General features: G+C 65.5%; 21 protein-coding genes and 1 pseudogene. 19 read left to right on the forward strand and 3 right to left on the reverse strand.

What is annotated here, in order from left to right:
* Positions 1 to 103 precede the first annotated feature (103 nt).
* From MSM1_RS19850 to MSM1_RS22235, 19 genes and pseudogenes are all read left to right on the forward strand, one after another.
* Positions 104 to 502 carry a DUF2784 domain-containing protein gene (locus tag MSM1_RS19850; RefSeq protein ID WP_213445599.1) on the forward strand — a complete coding sequence of 133 codons (399 nt, stop codon included), beginning with the start codon at positions 104 to 106 and terminating at the stop codon, positions 500 to 502.
* A gap of 78 nt (positions 503 to 580) precedes the next feature.
* The gene (locus MSM1_RS19855) at positions 581 to 841 is read left to right on the forward strand and encodes a DUF6400 family protein (RefSeq protein WP_307857449.1); all 261 of its coding nucleotides are present in this window, start codon (positions 581 to 583) and stop codon (positions 839 to 841) included.
* 242 nt (positions 842 to 1,083) lie between these two features.
* Positions 1,084 to 1,644 (forward strand): pyrazinamidase PncA, encoded by a 561-nt coding sequence (gene pncA, locus MSM1_RS19860; RefSeq protein WP_213445602.1) that lies wholly within the window; start codon positions 1,084 to 1,086, stop codon positions 1,642 to 1,644.
* A gap of 170 nt (positions 1,645 to 1,814) precedes the next feature.
* Positions 1,815 to 3,146 (forward strand): sugar ABC transporter substrate-binding protein, encoded by a 1,332-nt coding sequence (locus MSM1_RS19865; protein ID WP_213445604.1) that lies wholly within the window; start codon positions 1,815 to 1,817, stop codon positions 3,144 to 3,146.
* Positions 3,143 to 4,084 (forward strand): carbohydrate ABC transporter permease, encoded by a 942-nt coding sequence (locus MSM1_RS19870; RefSeq protein WP_213445607.1) that lies wholly within the window; start codon positions 3,143 to 3,145, stop codon positions 4,082 to 4,084. Before MSM1_RS19865 ends, MSM1_RS19870 begins: the two co-directional genes overlap by 4 nt.
* On the forward strand, positions 4,071 to 4,913 hold the full coding sequence (locus MSM1_RS19875; RefSeq protein ID WP_213445610.1) for a carbohydrate ABC transporter permease: 843 nt from the start codon (positions 4,071 to 4,073) through the stop codon (positions 4,911 to 4,913). Before MSM1_RS19870 ends, MSM1_RS19875 begins: the two co-directional genes overlap by 14 nt.
* 41 nt (positions 4,914 to 4,954) lie before the next feature.
* Positions 4,955 to 6,022 carry an ABC transporter ATP-binding protein gene (locus tag MSM1_RS19880; protein ID WP_213445612.1) on the forward strand — a complete coding sequence of 356 codons (1,068 nt, stop codon included), beginning with the start codon at positions 4,955 to 4,957 and terminating at the stop codon, positions 6,020 to 6,022.
* Between the two features lie 319 nt (positions 6,023 to 6,341).
* Positions 6,342 to 6,692: a hypothetical protein gene (locus MSM1_RS19885; protein WP_213445614.1), complete on the forward strand. Its 351-nt coding sequence runs from the start codon at positions 6,342 to 6,344 to the stop codon at positions 6,690 to 6,692.
* 419 nt (positions 6,693 to 7,111) lie between these two features.
* Positions 7,112 to 7,546, forward strand: a complete 435-nt coding sequence (locus tag MSM1_RS19890; RefSeq protein ID WP_213445616.1) for a hypothetical protein — start codon at positions 7,112 to 7,114, stop codon at positions 7,544 to 7,546.
* Between the two features lie 100 nt (positions 7,547 to 7,646).
* Positions 7,647 to 8,231, forward strand: a complete 585-nt coding sequence (locus MSM1_RS19895) for an IS607 family transposase (RefSeq protein WP_213445618.1) — start codon at positions 7,647 to 7,649, stop codon at positions 8,229 to 8,231.
* Positions 8,228 to 9,880 carry an IS607 family element RNA-guided endonuclease TnpB gene (gene tnpB / locus MSM1_RS19900; protein ID WP_213445620.1) on the forward strand — a complete coding sequence of 551 codons (1,653 nt, stop codon included), beginning with the start codon at positions 8,228 to 8,230 and terminating at the stop codon, positions 9,878 to 9,880. The genes MSM1_RS19895 and tnpB overlap by 4 nt, the downstream gene beginning before the upstream one ends.
* Positions 9,881 to 10,421: 541 nt before the next feature.
* On the forward strand, positions 10,422 to 11,453 hold the full coding sequence (locus MSM1_RS19905) for a histone deacetylase (protein WP_213445621.1): 1,032 nt from the start codon (positions 10,422 to 10,424) through the stop codon (positions 11,451 to 11,453).
* Positions 11,454 to 11,620: 167 nt separating this feature from the next.
* Entirely contained in the window at positions 11,621 to 11,878 is a 258-nt protein-coding gene (locus MSM1_RS19910) for a CopG family transcriptional regulator (RefSeq protein WP_213445623.1), read from the forward strand.
* Positions 11,879 to 11,884: 6 nt separating this feature from the next.
* Positions 11,885 to 12,337 (forward strand): type II toxin-antitoxin system VapC family toxin, encoded by a 453-nt coding sequence (locus tag MSM1_RS19915; RefSeq protein ID WP_213445625.1) that lies wholly within the window; start codon positions 11,885 to 11,887, stop codon positions 12,335 to 12,337.
* A gap of 482 nt (positions 12,338 to 12,819) precedes the next feature.
* Positions 12,820 to 13,959: pseudogene (locus MSM1_RS19920) on the forward strand (IS3 family transposase).
* Between the two features lie 57 nt (positions 13,960 to 14,016).
* Positions 14,017 to 14,637 carry a TnsA-like heteromeric transposase endonuclease subunit gene (locus MSM1_RS19925; RefSeq protein ID WP_307857450.1) on the forward strand — a complete coding sequence of 207 codons (621 nt, stop codon included), beginning with the start codon at positions 14,017 to 14,019 and terminating at the stop codon, positions 14,635 to 14,637.
* A gap of 11 nt (positions 14,638 to 14,648) precedes the next feature.
* On the forward strand, positions 14,649 to 14,774 hold the full coding sequence (locus MSM1_RS22595) for a hypothetical protein (protein ID WP_282100983.1): 126 nt from the start codon (positions 14,649 to 14,651) through the stop codon (positions 14,772 to 14,774).
* Positions 14,771 to 15,070 carry a hypothetical protein gene (locus tag MSM1_RS22230; protein ID WP_236056946.1) on the forward strand — a complete coding sequence of 100 codons (300 nt, stop codon included), beginning with the start codon at positions 14,771 to 14,773 and terminating at the stop codon, positions 15,068 to 15,070. Before MSM1_RS22595 ends, MSM1_RS22230 begins: the two co-directional genes overlap by 4 nt.
* A 211-nt stretch (positions 15,071 to 15,281) precedes the next feature.
* Positions 15,282 to 15,986 carry a hypothetical protein gene (locus MSM1_RS22235; RefSeq protein WP_236056949.1) on the forward strand — a complete coding sequence of 235 codons (705 nt, stop codon included), beginning with the start codon at positions 15,282 to 15,284 and terminating at the stop codon, positions 15,984 to 15,986.
* On the opposite strand, the gene MSM1_RS19935 is transcribed toward MSM1_RS22235, so the two are convergent.
* The 3 genes from MSM1_RS19935 to MSM1_RS19945 form a co-directional block, all read right to left on the reverse strand.
* Positions 15,975 to 18,065, reverse strand: a complete 2,091-nt coding sequence (locus MSM1_RS19935; RefSeq protein WP_307857451.1) for a recombinase family protein — start codon at positions 18,063 to 18,065, stop codon at positions 15,975 to 15,977. The two genes, MSM1_RS22235 and MSM1_RS19935, sit on opposite strands and share 12 nt — an antisense overlap.
* Positions 18,066 to 18,138: 73 nt before the next feature.
* Entirely contained in the window at positions 18,139 to 18,291 is a 153-nt protein-coding gene (locus MSM1_RS19940) for a hypothetical protein (protein ID WP_213441665.1), read from the reverse strand.
* Between the two features lie 223 nt (positions 18,292 to 18,514).
* Positions 18,515 to 18,994 (reverse strand): helix-turn-helix domain containing protein, encoded by a 480-nt coding sequence (locus MSM1_RS19945; RefSeq protein WP_213439687.1) that lies wholly within the window; start codon positions 18,992 to 18,994, stop codon positions 18,515 to 18,517.
* Positions 18,995 to 19,132 lie beyond the last annotated feature (138 nt).

The raw sequence follows: 19,132 nt of genomic DNA on the forward strand, positions 1-19,132 counted from the left end.
CGTTTTGGTGCGATCGCGTGGGGTGCGGCCGGTAGCATGGCCCTATCGCCCGTTTCGTAGTGCAGACCACCCGGCGTGGTCGTGGTTGGCAGGGCCCTCGCCGATGTATGCGATCGTGGTCGCGCTAGCCGCGCTTAGCCACTTTGCGTTCCTCGGTTACCTCGTCGGCGGCGGGTTTATCGCCCTGCGCTGGCGGCGCACTTTCTGGCTCCACGGCGCAGTGGTGAGCTGGGGGATGGTGACGACGATTGCGCATCTCGACTGTCCGTTGACCGGGTTGGAGCGCTGGGCTCGCGCCAGGGCCGGGATGGCGCCGCTCCCGCCGCAGGGATTCATTGCCCACTACATAACCGGTGTGCTTTATCCCGCCAGTTGGGTGGGCACGGTGCAGGCCGGTGCGTTCGCGACGGTCACGGTTTCTTGGGCGCTGTATTTTTGGCGCGGCGGGTGGCGCCCGCACGTGCGCCGCCGGTGCACGACCCGCCGCCCGCACGAGCAGTGATCGATCTCATCCCCGTTATGTGACGCACGCCATTGCGCCCCGCCCTATTTTAGGAGAGCCTAGCCTACGTAATACGAGGTGCCCCCGGGAGTTGCCGTGCCGATCAACCAGCCTGGCTGGGAATTCGCCTACGACCTGACGCTCGACGAGCTTCGGCGGCGCAGCGCTGTGCTGGCGGCGATCGGCGAGGATTGGGACCCCATCCGGGCGCTGGCCGAGGAGGAGCGGGCATACGCCATGCTGTACTCCAACCTGGATTCCGAGCAACGGCGCTGCTATGACCGCCTGGTCACGGCCGGGGTGCTGCCGGATCGGGCGGTGGATCATGCTCCCGATTGACCCGGACGCCGATCCGAGCCGGCGTGCCTGGCTGGCCTGCCCAAACTGCGATCACGGTGCGCAGTGCCGCGACTGCCGGCATGGCCGCAATTGTCACACCCATTGGCAGTATTTGCTCAGCAACGATGCCGCCGTGGTGCACCTGCAATGTCCGACGTGCGCGCATCTGTGGACGGTGGACACCAGAGCCCGCCGTCGAGGCTTCGCCGCCTGAGCTCACCGTCGGCGATACCGTGGGCGCTATGCGCGCGTTGATCATCGTTGACGTCCAAAACGACTTCTGCGAGGGGGGTGCGCTGCCCGTGGCCGGGGGTTGCGCAGTAGTAAGCGCCATCAACGACTATCTGGCTCGCTCTCCCGGCTATGACCACGTCGTGGCCACCCAAGATTTTCACATCGACCCCGGTGATCATTTCTCCGATCACCCGGATTACTCGTCGTCCTGGCCGCCGCACTGCGTCGCCGGAACACGTGGCGCAGAATTGCATCCCGGCCTCGACACCCGCCGGGTCGAGGCGGTGTTCCAAAAGGGCGCCTACAGCGCCGGATACAGCGGCTTTGAGGGCACCGACGAGCAGGGAACGCCGCTGCTTGACTGGCTGCGCCAACGCGGGGTCGACGACGTCGACGTGGTCGGCATCGCGACCGACCACTGCGTGCGCGCAACGGCCGAGGACGCGGCGCGGGCCGGTTTCACCACGAGGGTGCTGGTGGATCTGACGGCGGGGGCGGCGGAGGAGTCAACGGCAACCGCCATCGAGGAGATGCGCGCGGCGGGCATCGCGGTGGTCCCCAGTGCCTGATGGGCGCCGGGCGCCACCCAGGTCGCCGAGGAGACCCCGTCTCCGCGCCGCCGTTCTCGCCCTGCCGCACTGATCGCCGCCACAGCGGGCATCCTGGATGAAACGCCCCATAGCACCCGATGGTCGGCGCGAACACGCCAAGAGTAGAACACGTCACGAGTAGGAGCGCCATGCTCGACAAGCCGCTCGGACGGCGGACGCTGTTGTGTGGTGCCGGTGCGCTCGGCGCCGCGTCACTGGCGCCGTGGGCTGTCAGCTGTGCCGGCGGAGACGACGCACTGACGTTCTTCTTCGCGGCCAATCCGGAAGAAGCCGACGCCCGGATGCGGGTCATCGAGGCGTTCCAGCGCCGGCATCCCGACATCAAGGTGCGGCCATTGTTGTCGGGGCCGGGAGCGATGCAGCAGATCTCGACGTTTTGCGCCGGCGGCAAATGCCCGGATGTGCTGATGGCGTGGGAATTCACCTACGCCGAGCTGGCCGACCGCGGGGTACTGCTGGACCTGGGCAGCATGCTGGCCCACGATCGGGCGTTTGCCGCGGAGCTGGAAGCCGACAGCATCAAATCGCTCTATGCCACGTTCGCCTATAACGGCGGGCAGTACGCCCTCCCGGAGCAGTGGTCGGGAAACTTCTTGTTCTACAACAAGGCGCTCTTCGCGCAGGCCGGCGTGCCGCCCCCGCCCCGAAGCTGGGACCAGCCGTGGACTTTCACCGAATTCCTCGACACGGCAAAAGCCCTCACCAAGCGCGCTGGGTCCGGCAGAGCCAGCCAGTGGGGATTCGTCGACACCTGGGCACCGGCCTACTCGGCCGGGCTGTTCGGCATGAACAACGGCGTCCCGTGGTCTACCCCCCGCGTAAACCCCACGCACCTGAATTTCGACAAGCCCGCGTTTATCGAAGGCGTCCAGTTCTACGCCGATCTGGCCACCAGGCACAGGGTCGCACCGACTCCCTCTGAGACCCAGTCGATGTCCACGATGGACTTGTTCTCCACCGGCAAGGCGGCGATGGCGCTGGGCGGGCACTGGCGCTATCAGACATTCGACCGGGCCCAGGGCCTGGATTTCGACGTCACGGTGCTGCCGACAGGGCCGTCCGCGCGCCGGCTGGGCCTGAGCGCGCGTTCCAACATCGGCACCACCGGGCTGGCCATCGCGGCGAGCAGCCGCCGTAAGCAGCAGGCGTGGGAGTTCGTGAAATTCAGCACCGGACCCGTCGGGCAGGCATTGATCGGCGAATCCGGCCTATTCGTGCCGGTGCTTAAGTCCGCGATCAACTCGGCTGGCTTCGCCAAGGCTCATCGCAGGATCGCCAATCTCGCGGTGCTGACCGGCGGGCCGGCCCACTCCGAAGGCCTGCCCATCACCCCGGCGTGGGAAATGGTCAACGCATTGATGGACCGTAATTTCGGGCCCGTCCTGCGGGGCACCCGCCCGGCCACATCGTTGGCCAACGGGCTGTCCCATGAGATCGATGAGGTGCTGCGGGGCTCATGACACCGAGCGGCCAACCCAGCGTTGCGGTTACCCGGCGCCGCAAGGCTTCCGGACGTCGAGCGTGGGCTGGTCGGCTTTTCGTCGCACCGAATCTTGCGGCTGTCGCCGTGTTTATGCTGTTCCCGCTCGGATTCTCACTCTACATGAGCTTGCAGCGATGGGACCTCTTCACGCGTCCGAAATTCGTTGGCCTGGCGAACTTTCGCCATCTCTTTACCGCGGACCCGCTTTTTCCCATCGCAGTGCGCAACACAGTGGTTTTCACTGTGGGGACGATTGTGCCGACGGTGCTAATAAGCCTCGTTGTGGCCGAAATGCTAAACCGGAAAATCAAGGGTATCGGCATCTTTCGAACCATTGTCTTTCTGCCCCTCGCCGTGTCGTCGGTGGTGATGGCGGTGGTATGGCAGTTCGTCTTCAACACCGACAACGGACTGCTCAATATCATTCTCGGATGGCTGGGAATCCGGCCCATCCCTTGGCTGATCGAACCCCAATGGGCCATGGTCTCACTGTGTCTGGTCAGCGTCTGGCGAAGCGTGCCCTTCGCCACTGTCATCTTGCTCGCCGCTATGCAGGGGGTTCCCGAGAGCCTTTACGAGGCCGCCAGAATCGACGGCGCCGGAGGACTACGGCAATTCGTCTCCATCACCATACCGCTGATTCGCGGGGCATTGTCATTTATCGTGATCATCTCGATCATCCACGCGTTTCAGGCTTTTGACCTGGTCTATGTCCTCACTGGAGGCAACGGTGGTCCGGAGACCGGAACTTATGTATTGGGCATCATGCTCTTTCAGCACGCTTTCGCTTTTTTGGAGTTCGGATATGCGTCCGCGCTGGCATGGGTGATGTTCGCCATCCTGCTGGTGTTAACCGTGCTACAGCTGCGTCTCGCGCACCGCCGCTCCTGGGAGGCCAATCGTGGGCTTAGCTGAGCGTGTAGTCAAAGCCAATATCGTGCGCGCCCTGGCGGCCTACGCTGCGCTTATTGGCATAGCCTGGTGTGCGCTCTTCCCGATCCTGTGGGCGGTTTCGGGATCCTTGAAGAAAGAAGGCGAGATAAGCGAACCGACGCTGCTTCCCGCTCATCCGCAGTGGTCCAACTACGCCGAGGTATTCCGCCTGATGCCCTTCTGGCGAATGTTTTTCAATACCATGCTCTATGCCGGGTGCGTGACGGCCGGCCAGGTGTTCTTCTGCTCGTTAGCTGGATATGCCTTCGCGCGGTTGCAATTTCGTGGCAGAGACACGTTATTCATCTGGTACCTTGGCACCTTGATGGTGCCGCTGACGGTGACGGTGATCCCGCAGTTCATTCTTATGCGAGTCCTCGGCTGGACCGATACCCCGTGGGCGATGATCGTGCCCGGACTGTTTGGCAGCGCGTTCGGCACCTATCTCATGCGGGAGTTCTTCCGCACCCTTCCGGCCGATCTCGAGGAAGCCGCAATTCTCGACGGCTGCTCGCCCTGGCAGATCTATTGGCGGATTCTGCTGCCCCACGCCAAGCCCGCGGTGATGGTGCTCGCGGTGCTCACCTGGGTCAGCATGTGGAACGATTTCCTGTGGCCCCTGTTGATGATCCAGCGAAACAGCCTGGCCACGCTGACCCTCGGCCTGGTCCGAATGCGCGGCGAATACGTTGCCAGGTGGCCGGTCTTGATGGCGGCCTCGATGCTGATCCTGGTGCCGTTGATCCTCGTCTACGCCGTCGCCCAACGCGCCTTCGTCCGAGGCATCGCCGTGACCGGACTCGGCGGATAGGCACGGGAAGCGCAGATTTCGCAAGTGATAGGTGTTCTTCGGTGGCATCGGTGAGCTTCGAGCAGGCAACACGGCGGTACCCCGGCACGCACCGCCCGGCACTGGACCGCCTGGACCTCGCTGTGGCCGACGGAGAGCTCGTCGTTCTGGTGGGACCATCCGGATGCGGTAAGACGACGGCACTGCGGCTGGTGGCGGGGCTGGAACCGGTGGATTCCGGGCGCATCCGTATCGGTGAGCGTGATGTCACCGACGTCGACCCCAAAGACCGGGATGTCGCGATGGTGTTCCAGAATTACGCGCTCTACCCGCACATGACCGTGGCTCAAAACATGGGGTTTGCGCTGAGGATCGCCAAAACGCCCAAGGCGGAGGTGCGCAAACGGGTGCTAGACGCTGCGCGCCTGCTCGACCTGCAACCGTATCTGGACCGTAAACCCAAAGATCTGTCCGGTGGGCAACGCCAGCGGGTGGCCATGGGCCGCGCCATCGTGCGCCACCCGAAGGCGTTCTTGATGGACGAGCCGCTGTCCAACCTCGACGCCAAACTGCGGGTCCAGACGCGCAAGCAGATCGCCGCATTGCAACGGCGGCTGGGCACCACCACCATCTACGTCACCCATGACCAGGTTGAGGCCATGACCATGGGGGACCGGGTCGCGGTGCTGCGGGACGGCATGCTGCAACAGTGCGGCGCACCTCGGGAGCTCTACCGCAATCCGGTCAACGTGTTTGTCGCGGAATTCATTGGCTCTCCCGCGATGAACCTCTTCACGTTGCCGGTTGTCGATGGATCAGCGTCTTTGGGGGACTGGCAAATTCGGGTTCCTCGCGACGTCAGCAGCACTACCGGCGAGGTGGTTGTCGGCATCCGGCCCGAGCACTTCGAACTGGGCGTAACCGGCGTGGAAATGGAGGTCGACATGGTCGAAGAGCTCGGCGCCGACGCCTACCTGTATGGCCGCATCGTTGGTGACGGCACACCCGATCGGCCCGTCGTGGCACGAGCCGACGGGCACGACCCGCCGCGGCGGGGCAGCCGTCTGCGCCTTCGCCCGCAGTCCGAGCATCTGCATTTTTTCGGTGCCGACGGCCGCCGGATCCGGTGAGCAGCCCGGGGGCTACTCACCTGCTCGGGGGTGAGCATGCGGCGGCTCGTCGCGCCTCCGGCGTACCGGCGCAGAACGATCTCATGCTTCTCGCTCGCACAGCCCGATGAAAAGACCATTCGGTGAACGCAGTGTGACCCAGATGGCTATCGGGTTAACAACGTCGTTTGGACGGTTCAGTTCGGCGCAGACGAGATACCGTTCCATTTGGTTTTAGAGCATGGATACTTCGTGGCTGCGTCTCATGGATGTCGACATGTCGGGAGGTCCTCTCATGATGCAACACACCACATCAATGCCTACGACACCGTCCCCACGCATGATCGCGCGCCCGGTACATGGCCGGGTGACCGGCCGCTTACCGAAGTCCCCCACAGTGCCCAGAAGTCCCGCCGGCCATCCGCAGCCCCCGGCGCTCGATGCCTCGACCGGGCGGGTACACCCCGCCGACGCCGCGCAGGCGGGACTCTTCGAGAGAATTCTGCAAGCCGAGATAGCCGAGTTGCGAGAACTGGCGATGCTCACGGTCGCCCGTTGGGCAGAGACCAGCGGCAACCGGCAGCCTAAGCCCCTGACCGAGCTGACAACGAGCATCGAAGAACTGCACCGCCTGCTCACGGCATTGCGGAATCGATTCCCGCCCGGCTCGATGCGTAGCGAGCCCGCTTAACACCGAGCACTCCCGGGCGCCAGCCGCGAGCGGAGGCCAAGCGGCCCTGGCGTTTCCCTCCCGGCCCCGGTGCGATGTCTGTTCGAGAGCGGGGTCGTGGACGATACCGGAGCAGACCACGGGGAAACCCCGAAAACGTTGTTCAGAGAGGTTTCTGAAGGCGCGTTCGAGGTGTGAGGCGATTCGAGGATGCACGGTGTTTACCACCCGGCTCCCGGTGCCCGCCCGGTACCGGCCCCCGCCGGGCTTTGGCGCGACCACAACGATGAACGCCTGCATCGTTCGGGCAAAGACGACTTTCGAGCAAAGACGTCTTGTGCTCATACCACCGAAAGCTCACACGCCAACGTTTGGTTACGCTATGGACCGAGAACCGGGCAGACGGCCAGGTGAAAGGAGCCCGGGGTGGGGAGTTTCCGATGATGCAGTCCGCGGATTCGGGGTCGCACGCGCTGCCGCGCGAAGACATAATCGATCGGCGGCGGGCCGGACGGCCACCGGACTACAAAAACCCGCCTTGGGGGGCGCGGCGTCCCGATACCCAGCGCAATTTCTCCCGTGGCGACGACGTTACGGAACCACTCAATGCCGCCGAGGTGGCCCAGGCCCAGCTTTTTGAGGCGGTGCTGCGGATGGAGATCGCGCAATTGGAGCAACTGGCCAGGCCCCTGGCGGATCGCTGGATGAGGCTTCGCCGCCGTCGTATCGGCGACGACCGGCCACCCGCGGAGCTCGTGCGACTCCGGGCGCAAATCGAGGAAGCCTATCGTCTCTTAGCGACGTTGCGGCGCCGCTTTCTACCCGAACGCGAATGGGCCCGATGCCGTAACAGCCCAGACACGCCACGGCCCTGATCCCGCACGCGGGCGAACTCGTTGTCGCGATGCCCGGGGGTTGCGAACTGTTGCGTGTTGAGTGTAGTTAAGTGTGCGTAAGTGTGTTTGAATTGGTGTTGTGAATCTGGCGGATTGGGCCGGATCGGTTGGGGTGAACCGGCATACGGCTTATCGCTGGTTTCGGGAGGGAACGCTGCCGGTGCCCGCGGAGCGGGTGGGCCGGCTGATTCTGGTGCGCACGACGCCGGCCGGCGGGGGCGCGGTGGACAGTGTGGTGATCTATGCCCGGGTGTCCAGCCATGATCAGCGCGCCGATTTGGATCGCCAGGTGGCCCGGTTGACGGCGTGGGTGACCGAGCGGGATCTGGCGGTGGGGCAGGTCGTTACCGAGGTCGGGTCGGGGCTGAACGGCAAACGCCCGAAGCTGCGCCGGATCTTGTCGGACCCGGATGCGAAGGTCATTGTTGTGGAGCATCGCGACCGGTTGGCCCGCTTCGGGGTGGAGCATCTGGAGGCGGCGTTGGCTGCGCAGGGCCGGCGGATCGTGGTGGCCGATCCCGGGGAGACCACCGATGATCTGGTGCGCGACATGATCGAGGTCCTCACGTCGATGTGCGCCCGGCTGTGTGGGCGGCGCGGGGCACGGAACCGGGCGATGCGCGCGCTGACGGCCGCTAAACAGGGACCGGGCCGGGCGGCATGATCGTCGGGATGCGCACCAGGGCGCAGGCCGCGAAGGTGGCCGCGGCCACCGGCGGGGCGCATCTGGCGGGCAAGCCGAAACCCGATGGGACGCCGACGTGGTCCCGGTATGTCGATGTGGGCGCCGATTTCGAGGCGCACCGGGCGGCGGTGGAGTCGGTGTCAGTACTGTTCGAGCTGTTCGATGGGGACGCCGAGGGCTACGCCCAGACGGGTTCGCCCGGTGCGCTGTTGCCCACCGGGTGGACGGTGACAGCGGCCAAGTTCGAGGTCGAATGGCCCGCCGAGCCGGATCGGGCCGGGTTGGTGCGCGCGCATTTCGGCGCGCGGCGCAAGGCGTTCAACTGGGGCCTGGCCCAAGTGAAGGCCGACCTGGACGCCAAAGCTGCCGATCCAAGTCATGAGCCGGTGGGCTGGGACCTGGGTTCGCTGCGGTGGGCGTGGAACCGCGCCAAAGACACGGTCGCGCCGTGGTGGGCTGAGAATTCCAAAGAGGCCTACTCCTCAGGGCTGGCCGATCTGGCGCGGGCGCTGCAGAACTGGTCGGCCAGCCGCAACGGCACACGGCGAGGTCGCCGTGTGGGCTTTCCGCGTTTCAAATCCGCGCGCCGCGACGCCGGCAGAGTACGTTTCACCACCGAAACCATGCGAGTCGAGGACGATCGGCGCACCATCACCGTGCCGGTGATCGGGCCGCTGCGATCCAAGGAGAACACCCGCCGGGTGCAACGGCATGTCGCTTCCGGGCGGGCCCGCATTCTGAACGTGACGCTGTCGCAGCGGTGGGGCCGGTTGTTCGTCTCGATCGGCTACGCGCTGCGCACACCGGCCACCGCGCCCACGGTGGCCTCGCCGACCGTGGTCGCCGGCATCGACCTCGGGGTGCGCGCTTTGGCCACCGTCGCCACCCTCGACACCGCCACCGGCGAGCAGACCATTACCGAATACCCAAATCCGGTCCCGCTGAAAGCCACCCTGGCGGCGCGGCGGCGGGCCGGGCGTGAACTTTCCCGCCGCATCCCCGGATCGCGCGGCCACCGGGCAGCGAAAGCCAAGCTGACCCGGCTGGATCGCCGGTGCGTGCACCTGCGGCGGCAAGCCGCCCATCGGCTCACCACCGAGCTGGCCGGCGGCTATGGCCACATCGTGATCGAAGACCTCGACGTGGCCGCCATGAAACGCAGCATGGGACGACGCGCCTACCGGCGCGCCGTCTGCGATGCGGCGATGGGTTCGATCAGGCCGATGCTGGCCTACAAAACCGCCCGCCACGGCGCGGTGCTCACGGTGGCGGATCGCTGGTTCCCATCCAGCCAGATCCATCACGGCTGCGCCCAACCCGACGGCACCGCGTGCCGGCTGATCGGCAAAGGGCGCATCGACAAGCTGCTGGTGTGTCCGCGCACCGGCGACGTCGTCGACCGTGATCGCAACGCCGCGCTTAATCTCCGTGGCTGGCCGGATCACGCCAGTTGTGGTCCAGTCGGGACCACGGCCCCACCGGTACCCGGGCCAACCGCATCGGTTGGCACAGGCCATGGCGCGGACACCGGAACATCCGGTGCCGGCGGAGCATCCGTAAGACCCCGCCCGCGCGGGGCCGGATGCGGAGAGGCCAAAACCCAAACCCCGCAAGGGGACGCCGCATGAGCGTGCAACTCAAACACACTCAACGGCAACGGTGTCGTCGGGACGCCACAAACAGCTTCCGGACGCATTGCTAGCAGATCCCGGTGGACGCACCTTCATCGACCCGTGTCGCGATGCCGGCGCCTTTCGCTGAGACCGTCGGCCGTGTCGCCGGCCGGTAGGCCCGATGCCCGGATGCACGCCGCCGGCGACTCTTTGCGGTTTTGCCGCGTTTTGCCGCCATGTCCGGGCGTTGGGGATCACACTGGCGTTATGACGTTGAAGCCGGTTGAGTTCGTTTCGCCCACCGATTGGTGGACACGGGGATCGGCACCGGGCCCGGCCATCCATCGCGTCATCCGGTCAAAACGCGTCACGCACGTTGATGCCGAATGGCTACCGCCCGCGCGCGCAACAGGGTCGCGATGCCGCATCGCCACTGCCCCGCGAGCCGCATGAATGGGGTTAAAGCACAACACGGGTGGGCGACGACCGGATTGTGCGCACCGGATAATCGGCGGGGGCGGCGCTGGATGGGGTGGTGGCCGCAGGAGATCCAGCGGTGACGACGATCTACGCCACGCATCCGCGGTACACCGAACACGATCTACCCGGCCACCCCGAGAATGCAGAGCGCATCCGCGCGGTGTGGCGCGGTTTGGATCACAGTGGCTTAAGCGCGCGGATGGTTGCGCTTCAGGCCGAAGCCCTCGATCCAGAACTCGCGCTGACCGTGCACACGGCCGAGTACCTGGATTTGCTGCGGCGCATCAGCGCCGGGTCCCGCATGACACATCTTGACGCCGACACTTATGCCGGCCCCGACGCGCTGGCCATCGCGCTGCTGTCGGCGGGGGGAGCGGCGGGGGCGGTCGATGCGGTGCTGCGCGGAGCCGCCGAGAACGGGCTGGCGGCCATTCGCCCGCCGGGACACCATGCCCTGCCGGAGCGGGGAATGGGGTTCTGCCTGCTGGGAAACGTCGCCATCGCCACCCGTTACGCGCAGGCCCGATACGGTGTTGAGCGCGTCTTGATCATCGACTACGACGTGCATCATGGCAACGGCACCGAAGCCATGTTTTACCGCGACCCCTCGGTGCTGTATGTCTCCACACACCAATACCCGTTTTATCCGGGTACCGGCGCGGCGACCGACATCGGCGCCGGCCCGGGCGAGGGCTACACGATCAACATTCCGTTGCCCGCCGGTAGCGGCGACACCAACTACGCAACGGTTTTCGACCAGGTCATCTGGCCCGCCGCCCAGCGCTACGACCCCCAGCTGATCCTCGTTTCCATGGGGTTCGACGCTTACTGGGCGGACCCACTGGCGGCGATGCGGCTGACCCTGGACGGCTACTCCCACCTTGCCGCTGAAGTGATCCGCATGGCTCAACGCTTTTGCCAGGGCAAAGTCGTCTTTGTGCTCGAGGGCGGCTACAACCTGGAGGCGCTGCGATACGGGGTCAGCGATGTGGCGCGGCTGCTGCTCGGCGACCCCCCGGCTGATCGGATCGTCGCGGGGCCGAGCCCGCGACTGGAGCCGGACATCGCAGCGCTACTGGCCCGGCTTCGGCAGCTGCACAGGCTCTAAAAGCCGCGCGCAACTGCGATCTGTATCGGCGCCGGGACATCTCTGTGCCTGGTGCGCTCACGGAAGCGGCGTCAGCCAGGCGTGCGGCGCGACCGGGCACGGCACACCTGCCACAACTATATGAGCAGCATGACAGCATTGCACTCGCTGTTATGATTGCAAGAGCCATGCGTACCACCGTGACCCTTGATCCCGACGTTGTCGCCGCGCTGCGGCGGGTAGCCCGCGAGCGGGGAACCTCGTTCAAGGTCGTGCTGAACGATGCGGTGCGGCGTGGATTAAGTGGCGAGCCCGTCCGCCGTGGTTATCGCACGCCGAGTCGGGACATGGGACTGCGTGCGGGATTCGACATCGACAAGGCGCTGAGGCTGGCCGCGGCGGACGAAGACGCAGAGATTGCGCGTAAGCTTGCGCTCCGCAAATGAGCACTGATGAGACTACTCGACCTCAACATCCTGATATATGCGATGGACGACTCGTCGCCTCGTCACAAGCCAGCAAGGCAATGGCTCGATGAGACGTTGTCTGGTTCGGACACCGTCGCTTTCGCGTGGCATGTCCTCATCGGTTTCGTCCGGCTCGCGACGCGTGCCGCGGTATTCGAGCGCCCCTTGACCGTCGCCGAATCGTTGGACGTCGTTGACGGGTGGCTGCAGCAACCGTGCGTCACCGTCATACATCCGACGGATCGCCACGCAGCCGTGCTCCGGGGATTGCTGACTTCGCTTGGAACAGCGGGAAACCTGACAAGCGATGCTCACTTGGCCGCTTTGGCCATCGAACACGGCGCGCAACTATGCTCCACCGATGTCGACTTCAGTCGGTTTTCCGGAGTCCGGTGGATCGATCCATTATCGGCCCAGCCGCGGCCTCGGCCGGATTAGGCTGCGGTGACAAGGGCTCGAAGCCACTGCCGGGGGCGGCGTCCGGCGGCATCGCCACGTGATCGATCGCACCGAGGCCAACGCACGGCCCGTGGGGCCGAGCGGCCCGGAGGGCGCCGTCGATGCCGTGTGCTGCCCGAGCCTGTGCTCGTAATCGGTCGTCGTCAAGGGGTTCAGGTATTTTTCCTTTCTGGAGCCCCAGTTGAGTGCCGATAAGCGACATTATGTCAAGTAGCGCACTCGTTATGGCCCTGCTGCCCAATGGTTTCAGCGGTACCGCTTGTCCGTTCCCGATTCCGATTTAGTTGGCAGTTTTCCGAATCATCGTGACAGGCTACGGTGTGTCGCCTGGTATCCGGATATAAGTGGCATAGCCTTCGTTTGGTGTTTCGGCTGAGGTTCGTGAGGTGAGCCCGTTGTAGTGGTCCAGTCGTTGTGCGACTCTGATGCCCGTGGTTCGGGCAGGAAGAATCGACAACGACATGACAGCAAACAAGCGTCGGCGGCACACGCCGGATCAGATCATCCGCAAGCTCGCCGAGGGCAACAAGCTCCTCGGGGCAGGCCAGGAACTCAGCGAGGTGTGCCGGCACCTGCAGATCGCCGAGTCGACGTGGCATCGCTGGGTTGCCCAGTACGGCGGCATGAAAGCCAGCGACGCCAAACGCCTCAAAGAACTCGAGGCCGAGAATGCCCGGCTCAAGAAGATGGTCGCCAACCAGGCCCTCGACATCGACATGCTCAAGGAGATTTCGGCGGGAAACTTCTAACCCCGAACCGCAAGCGCAGCGCTGTGACGATGCTGCGCGAGCGGTTCGGGGTCTCTGAACGCCGAGCCTGCACGGTGGTGGGTATCCACCGCTTCCACGATGCGCCTGCAACCGGCGCCGATCCCCGATGAGGAAGCCGAGCTGCGTGCCTGGCTGCGCAAGTTCTCCACCGACCGGCCACGCTGGGGCTGGCGGCGGGCCGCCAAGATGGCCCGGCGCGCCGGCTGGACGGCCAACAACAAACGGATCCGCCGACTGTGGCGCGAGGAAGGGCTGCGGGTTGTGCAGCGCCGCAAGAAGAAGCGGCTGACCGGCATCGGTGTCGCCGTGGGCGCGATGTCACCGATCCGTCCGAACGTGATCTGGGCGATGGACTTCCAGTTCGACACCACTGCCGACGGGCGCACCTTGAAGATGCTCAACGTGATCGACGAATTCACCCGCGAAGCCCTCGCAATCGAGGTTGACCGCGCTATCGACGCCGACGGCGTCGTCGACGTCTTGGACCGCTTGGCCTTACAGCGAGGAGCACCGTGCTACGTGCGCTTCGACAACGGGCCCGAGTTCATCGCCCACGCTGTCAACGACTGGTGCCGATTCAACGGCACCGGTTCGCTGTTCATCGATCCCGGCTCGCCGTGGCAGAACGCCTGGATCGAATCGTTCAACGGCCGGCTCCGCGATGAGTTGCTCAACTCCTGGCGCTTCGACTCGCTGCTGGAAGCCCGCGTGATCATTGAAGACTGGCGACGCGACTACAACGCCAACAGGCCCCATTCCGCCCACGGCGAACTCACCCCAGCCGAGTTTGCCCTACAATGGACCACGACCCACCAACCCCAAGCCGCATAGCGGCTGGACCATCAAACGGGTCCCCCTCATTCGGACGGCATCTGTGAAGAGCTTGCTGTGGGTTCGATACACGTCGAGTCGTTGCCGGTGAATGCGACAGACCGGACTCGCGTGTTGCTGCGGTTGGACGGCGCTACCCGAAACGACGACGTATCGGCCGACTTGGCGTTGCTCGCCGTGGAGCGGGCTATTCCGACACGGAGGTTCTTCGCGTGGCCGGGTAAGCGGAACTATGAGGGCTTGTGGTGGTCGAGCACGGTGCGCGCACATGTGCCGTTCGAGTCGCTGTTGGAACGCGAGTACCTCATGTCGGCAGACTTCGAGCCGCAGATCGTGGCGATCGCGGCTCAGCCCTTAGCCTTCTTGTGGCCGCATGGAATGGCCGGTCAACGGAGCCATGTCCCGGACTTTTTCGTCCGCTTAGGCAACGGCGACGGCCGGTTGGTTGATGTCCGTCACCCCGACCGTGTCGATGACGCTGCCGCCCAGTTCAATCTGACGCGCCAGATCTGCGCAGAGATTGGTTGCGAGTACGAGATTTTCACTGGGCTTGATCCGGTGGCAGAGCAGAACATGCGGTGGCTGGCCGGATATCGGCAGGATCGGTGCGCACCGGCCGACGACACCCTCGCGGCGATCACCCGCTGCTTCGTCGAGTATCGCTGCCGTTGGGCGTAGGTGCGCATCGTGTGAGCAGGTCAACCGGCGCGTCGAAGGATATGGTGTTGGCCAACGTGCTGCACCTGTTGTGGAGGCGGCAGCTATCGGCGGACCTGCGCGTCCCACTGTCGCTGGATACCGAGGTGTCGGCGTGAGATCGGTACGGCTGTTCGACTGCCTGCAATACGACGGCAACAGCTGGCAGGTCGTCGCGCAAGCGGGCACGACACTGGCATTGAAAAATCTGACGACCGGCCGCATCCGCAAAGTCGCGGTCGCCGAGTTGCTGGGCGACGACAGCTACCTCCCCGACTTGCCGGACAGCTTGCCGAAGCTCGAAACCGCCGCAGTCCTGGAAACATTGGATCCCGAGACCAGGCGGCGTACGGAGTTCCTGCATCACCATGTCGTCGAGGTTCACCGGTGTTCCGCCTATACCCGACGGCGGTGAGGTCGAACCCCGGCCCGAGTACTACACCCGTAACCTGCTAGGCGATCGGATCGAAGCCAAGCTCACCGAACTACGCGCCGCTGGAACGCCGATGTCAGCTCGGACGCTACAGCGACATCTGGCCGCGTACCGCCGTGACGAGATCGCCAGCCTCGTGGATGGACGCAAGACGAGAGAGTCCTCCCCTACTGGCCGCATAGACCCACGTTTGGTGTCGCTGCTGGAGGCCGCGATCGACCGTCAGACCAACCTGTCGACCGGCACGAAATCAAGGGTTATTACGCAGGTGAAACGCGAAGCGCAGCAACTGGGCGTGCCGATCCCTGGCCGCTCTACGCTTTATGAAGCATTGGGAAATCTGCACCGCTCCAAGCATCCATTCGGCAATGCCACAACCCGCCGCAGCCAAGCCAATCGACCAGATCGCGCCTGGGGTGGCCAATCCCCGTCCCGCCCTGGCGAACTCGTCGAGATCGATAGCACCCCTCTGGACCTCATGGTGGTCTTCCCGGACGGTTCGGTCGGGCGCGTCGACCTAACGGCCGCGTTAGACATCGCCACCCGGACACCATGTGCGGCGATTCTGCGGCCCGTCGCAACCAAGGCGGTGGACGCCGCGGTGCTGCTTGCACGGGCACTGACTCCCCTACCGATGCAGCCCGGCTGGCACGCCTCGGTGAGTTTCTCCCGCTCGATTCTGCCGACGGGGATGATCCCCGGCCATGACGAGATACGCGCGGGCATCGCGGCCAAGCCGGTGATCGTGCCGGAGTCGATCACCGTGGACCGCGGCAAGGTCTATGTTGGGTCGACGTTCATGAATGCCTGCGAGCGGCTGCAGATCAGCGTCACCAAGGCGGCCCCGCGCACCCCGACCGACAAGACTCGGGTTGCATATTGCACCTCATTGGGTTGATGCGTGGGGAGTTTCTTGTTCGGGTTGGCCAGCGCGTTTTGGTCGTCTTCCGATTTTGGGTCGTTGCGGTGGGTTGTCGGGGTCGGGTGGGTGGTAGAGCGTTTCGCCTTTGTCGTTATAGCGCAGGCCACTGACAATTCCGGTGCGGTGCCAGGCCTTGAGGGTGTGCCTGCTGATGCCGAGCAGGGTGGCCGTCTCGGTGGGGGTGAGCATTCCGGCTGCGCGTAGGCGCTGGCGGCGGCTGCGCAGCCGGTAGGTGTGGATGATGTTGTCCACGATCTTGTGGTGGAAGGGCTGCCCGGTGCCGGTGGTCAGACCACGCTGGTTAAGGATCTCGGCGACTTCGCCGCTGATGTGTTCGTCGAGTAGTTCGTCAACGACGGCGACGATGTTGGCGGGTGTTTTGCGTTGCTCTCCAACGGGTTTGGGGGCGGGCAGGGTGAGCGTGGTGTCGGTGCCGCCGGAGAAGCGGACGTGCGCGGTGATGGTGTCGCTGTCGCGGTGGATGGTGACGTCGGTGAGGAGCAGCCGGGCGATGCGTTTGCGTTCCCGGGTGGGGGTGTGCGGGTCGTTCCAGATTGCGGGCAGGTCGGTGACCAGCTGGCCGATGCGGGCGCGTTGGGCGTCGGTGAGCTGCCCGGGGTGCTGCTGGCGGGCCTTGTCGTAGGCCTGTTGGGTGTCGCCTAGTTCGCGCAGGGCGGTGTTCCAGTCGGCTTCGAGGCTGTCGGCGACGAGCCGGTTGGCGGGGTCGACGGCCAGGTAGCGGCGCCGGGCCAGGTCGGCGCGGTAGCGGGCGCGTTCGACGTGGGCGGCGCGGATGCGGTCGGCGTCGGCGGAGCGTTGTTCGAGTTCGGCCGACACGGTGAGGGCTGCCTCTACAGCCAGCGGGGTCAGGGTGTCGCACAGCAGCTGTCCGATGCGCCGGTCGAGGTCAGCGCCGAAGATGTTGGCGCAGATCCGTTTTGCGTTCTCGATCCCGTCGCGTTGACACACGTAGGTGGGCAATGGCTGACCGCGGCGATGGTTGTAGCGCACCGTCATCCGTTTGCCGCACCGGCCGCAGATGATGATCCCTTGCAGCAGGGCAGGTCCCTCCCGAGGTGGCCCGCCGGCGCGGTCGCGGCCGTGCGCGGCGGCATTGGCGGCCAACCGGGCGCGGTTGGCGTCGTACTGGTCTAGGGTGATGTAGCCGGGGTGGGCGTCGGGAATGAACGAGATCCACTCCTCGCGCGGCAAAAGGGTGGACGACCATTTTCCGCTGGGCAGTTTGTGATGGCGGTAGCGGCCGTAGGTGAACGCACCGGCGTAGCGGGGATTGTGCAGCACCCGCAGCACGGTGTGATGCCCCAACGGCTTCCAGTCCAGTTCGTCCTTGCGGGGACCCTTGAGATGGCGCCACGGGAACAACAGGTCGGCCTCACGGAACGCCTTGACGCAGGCCGAGGCGGATCCGGTGGCGGCAAACGTGTCGAACAGGTGGCGCAGCGCGTGCTGCACCGCGGTGTCGGGGTCGAGCACGACGTGGCCGACGGCGTCGTGGACCAGCCCGACCGGCAGCGGCATGACGAGCTCGCCGCGGCGGGCCTTGGATAGCACCCCGCCACGCAATCTTGCCTTGATGAAATGCAGTTCGGCCTCCGACATCTGGCCTTTCATGCCGAGCAACAGCCGGTCGTTGAACTGGCGGGGGTCATAGAGGCCGTCCTCGTCGCAGATCAGGGTGCCGGTCATGGCGCAGAGCTCGAGCAGTTGGTGCCAGTCGGCGGAGTTACGGGCCAGCCGCGAGCATTCCAGGCCGAGCACGATCCCGGCCCGGCCCAGCGACACCTCGGCGACCAGGTGCTGAAAGCCCTCGCGGTCGGCGGAGCTGGCGCCGGAGTGGCCTTGGTCGATGTCGATCACGCTGATCTGATCATCGGCCCAGCCCAGCGCGATGGCCCGGCTGCGCAGGTCGTATTGGCGGTGCGCGGATTCGGCGTTGTGGATGACCTGCTTGAGGGTGGATTGGCGGACATACAACAGCGCTGGTTTGGCCAGCTGAGCAGCGCTCACCTTGGAGGCGGCGGTATCGGTGAACACGGGCATGCTCCTTCCCGCCGAACACGGCGGTCATGGGGAGTGGGACGTTGCGGGTGCCGACGATCGGGGTGGGTTAGGTGCCGGCGAGCACAACAGCGGCGAGGGCATCGACGAGCTCGGCGGAGATCGGGGCCGACACCGCCGCGCCGACTGGGGCCGCCGTCGCGATCGGGGCCGGTCGGGTATCGGGGGTGAGGTCGGTCAGGGCGCGACGCCAGGCTGTCACGCCCTGGCGGGTGAGCACGGCGAAGCCCAGCGGGAACGCCTCGGCACGCGCGTGCAGGGCGGCGTGACGCAGCTGTTCGTAGCAGGCGTCCAGCCCACCACCGGGAACAGCGTGATCCTGGCCGGCATCCGAGCAGGTGCTCGGTTCAGCAGTCGCGGGGCCAGGCGAGGGTCTCGGGGACAGCGGCGGGGTGTCCTCCCTCCTGGGCTCGTGAGCGGATGAGTCAGCGACTTTTGGACTGCTGATCCCGGTAGCGGGCCAGCGCGCGCTCGATCGAGCGGGGGTGCACGCGCGCGCCGAAGCGGGCCGCGATCGGCTCCACCAGATCCGCCGACCGCAGACTCGGGTCGGTGGACAGCTGTTGGTCGGCGAACGCACACACCTCGTCGGTGAGCTTGTGTCCCCGGCGCGGTCCGGGCTTGCCGGGCACCAGCCCGTCCAGCCCTTGCTCGTCGAGCGTGGCGGCCGCCTCGTAGTAGGAGGGACGGGAATACCCGAACGCCTCGGCGGTCGCGGTGACCGAGTCGCCGTCCACCCGCACCCGCCGCACCATCTCGTATTTGACCTGCACCGCGTCGCGGGCGTCGAAGAACTCCTGCGAACGGAACGCCTCGTCGGTCACATCCTCGGGATGCGGGTTGAGGCAGCGCGCCTCCCGCAACGCTGCTACCTTCGGGTCCTCGCTCGCGCCTCGTCGGCCCATATCGCCTCCCAATCACCCAAACTGTTAGATGGATTATGCCGTTAAAGTATAGGGGTGAGGTGTTGACACGCCGCAGATAGCCGCGTGATCCGCGGGAATACTGGCGGATAGAGCCGAGTGACACGCCGACTGTGGGTA

Source organism: Mycobacterium sp. SM1, from assembly GCF_018361265.1.
Taxonomy (GTDB): Bacteria; Actinomycetota; Actinomycetes; order Mycobacteriales; family Mycobacteriaceae; genus Mycobacterium.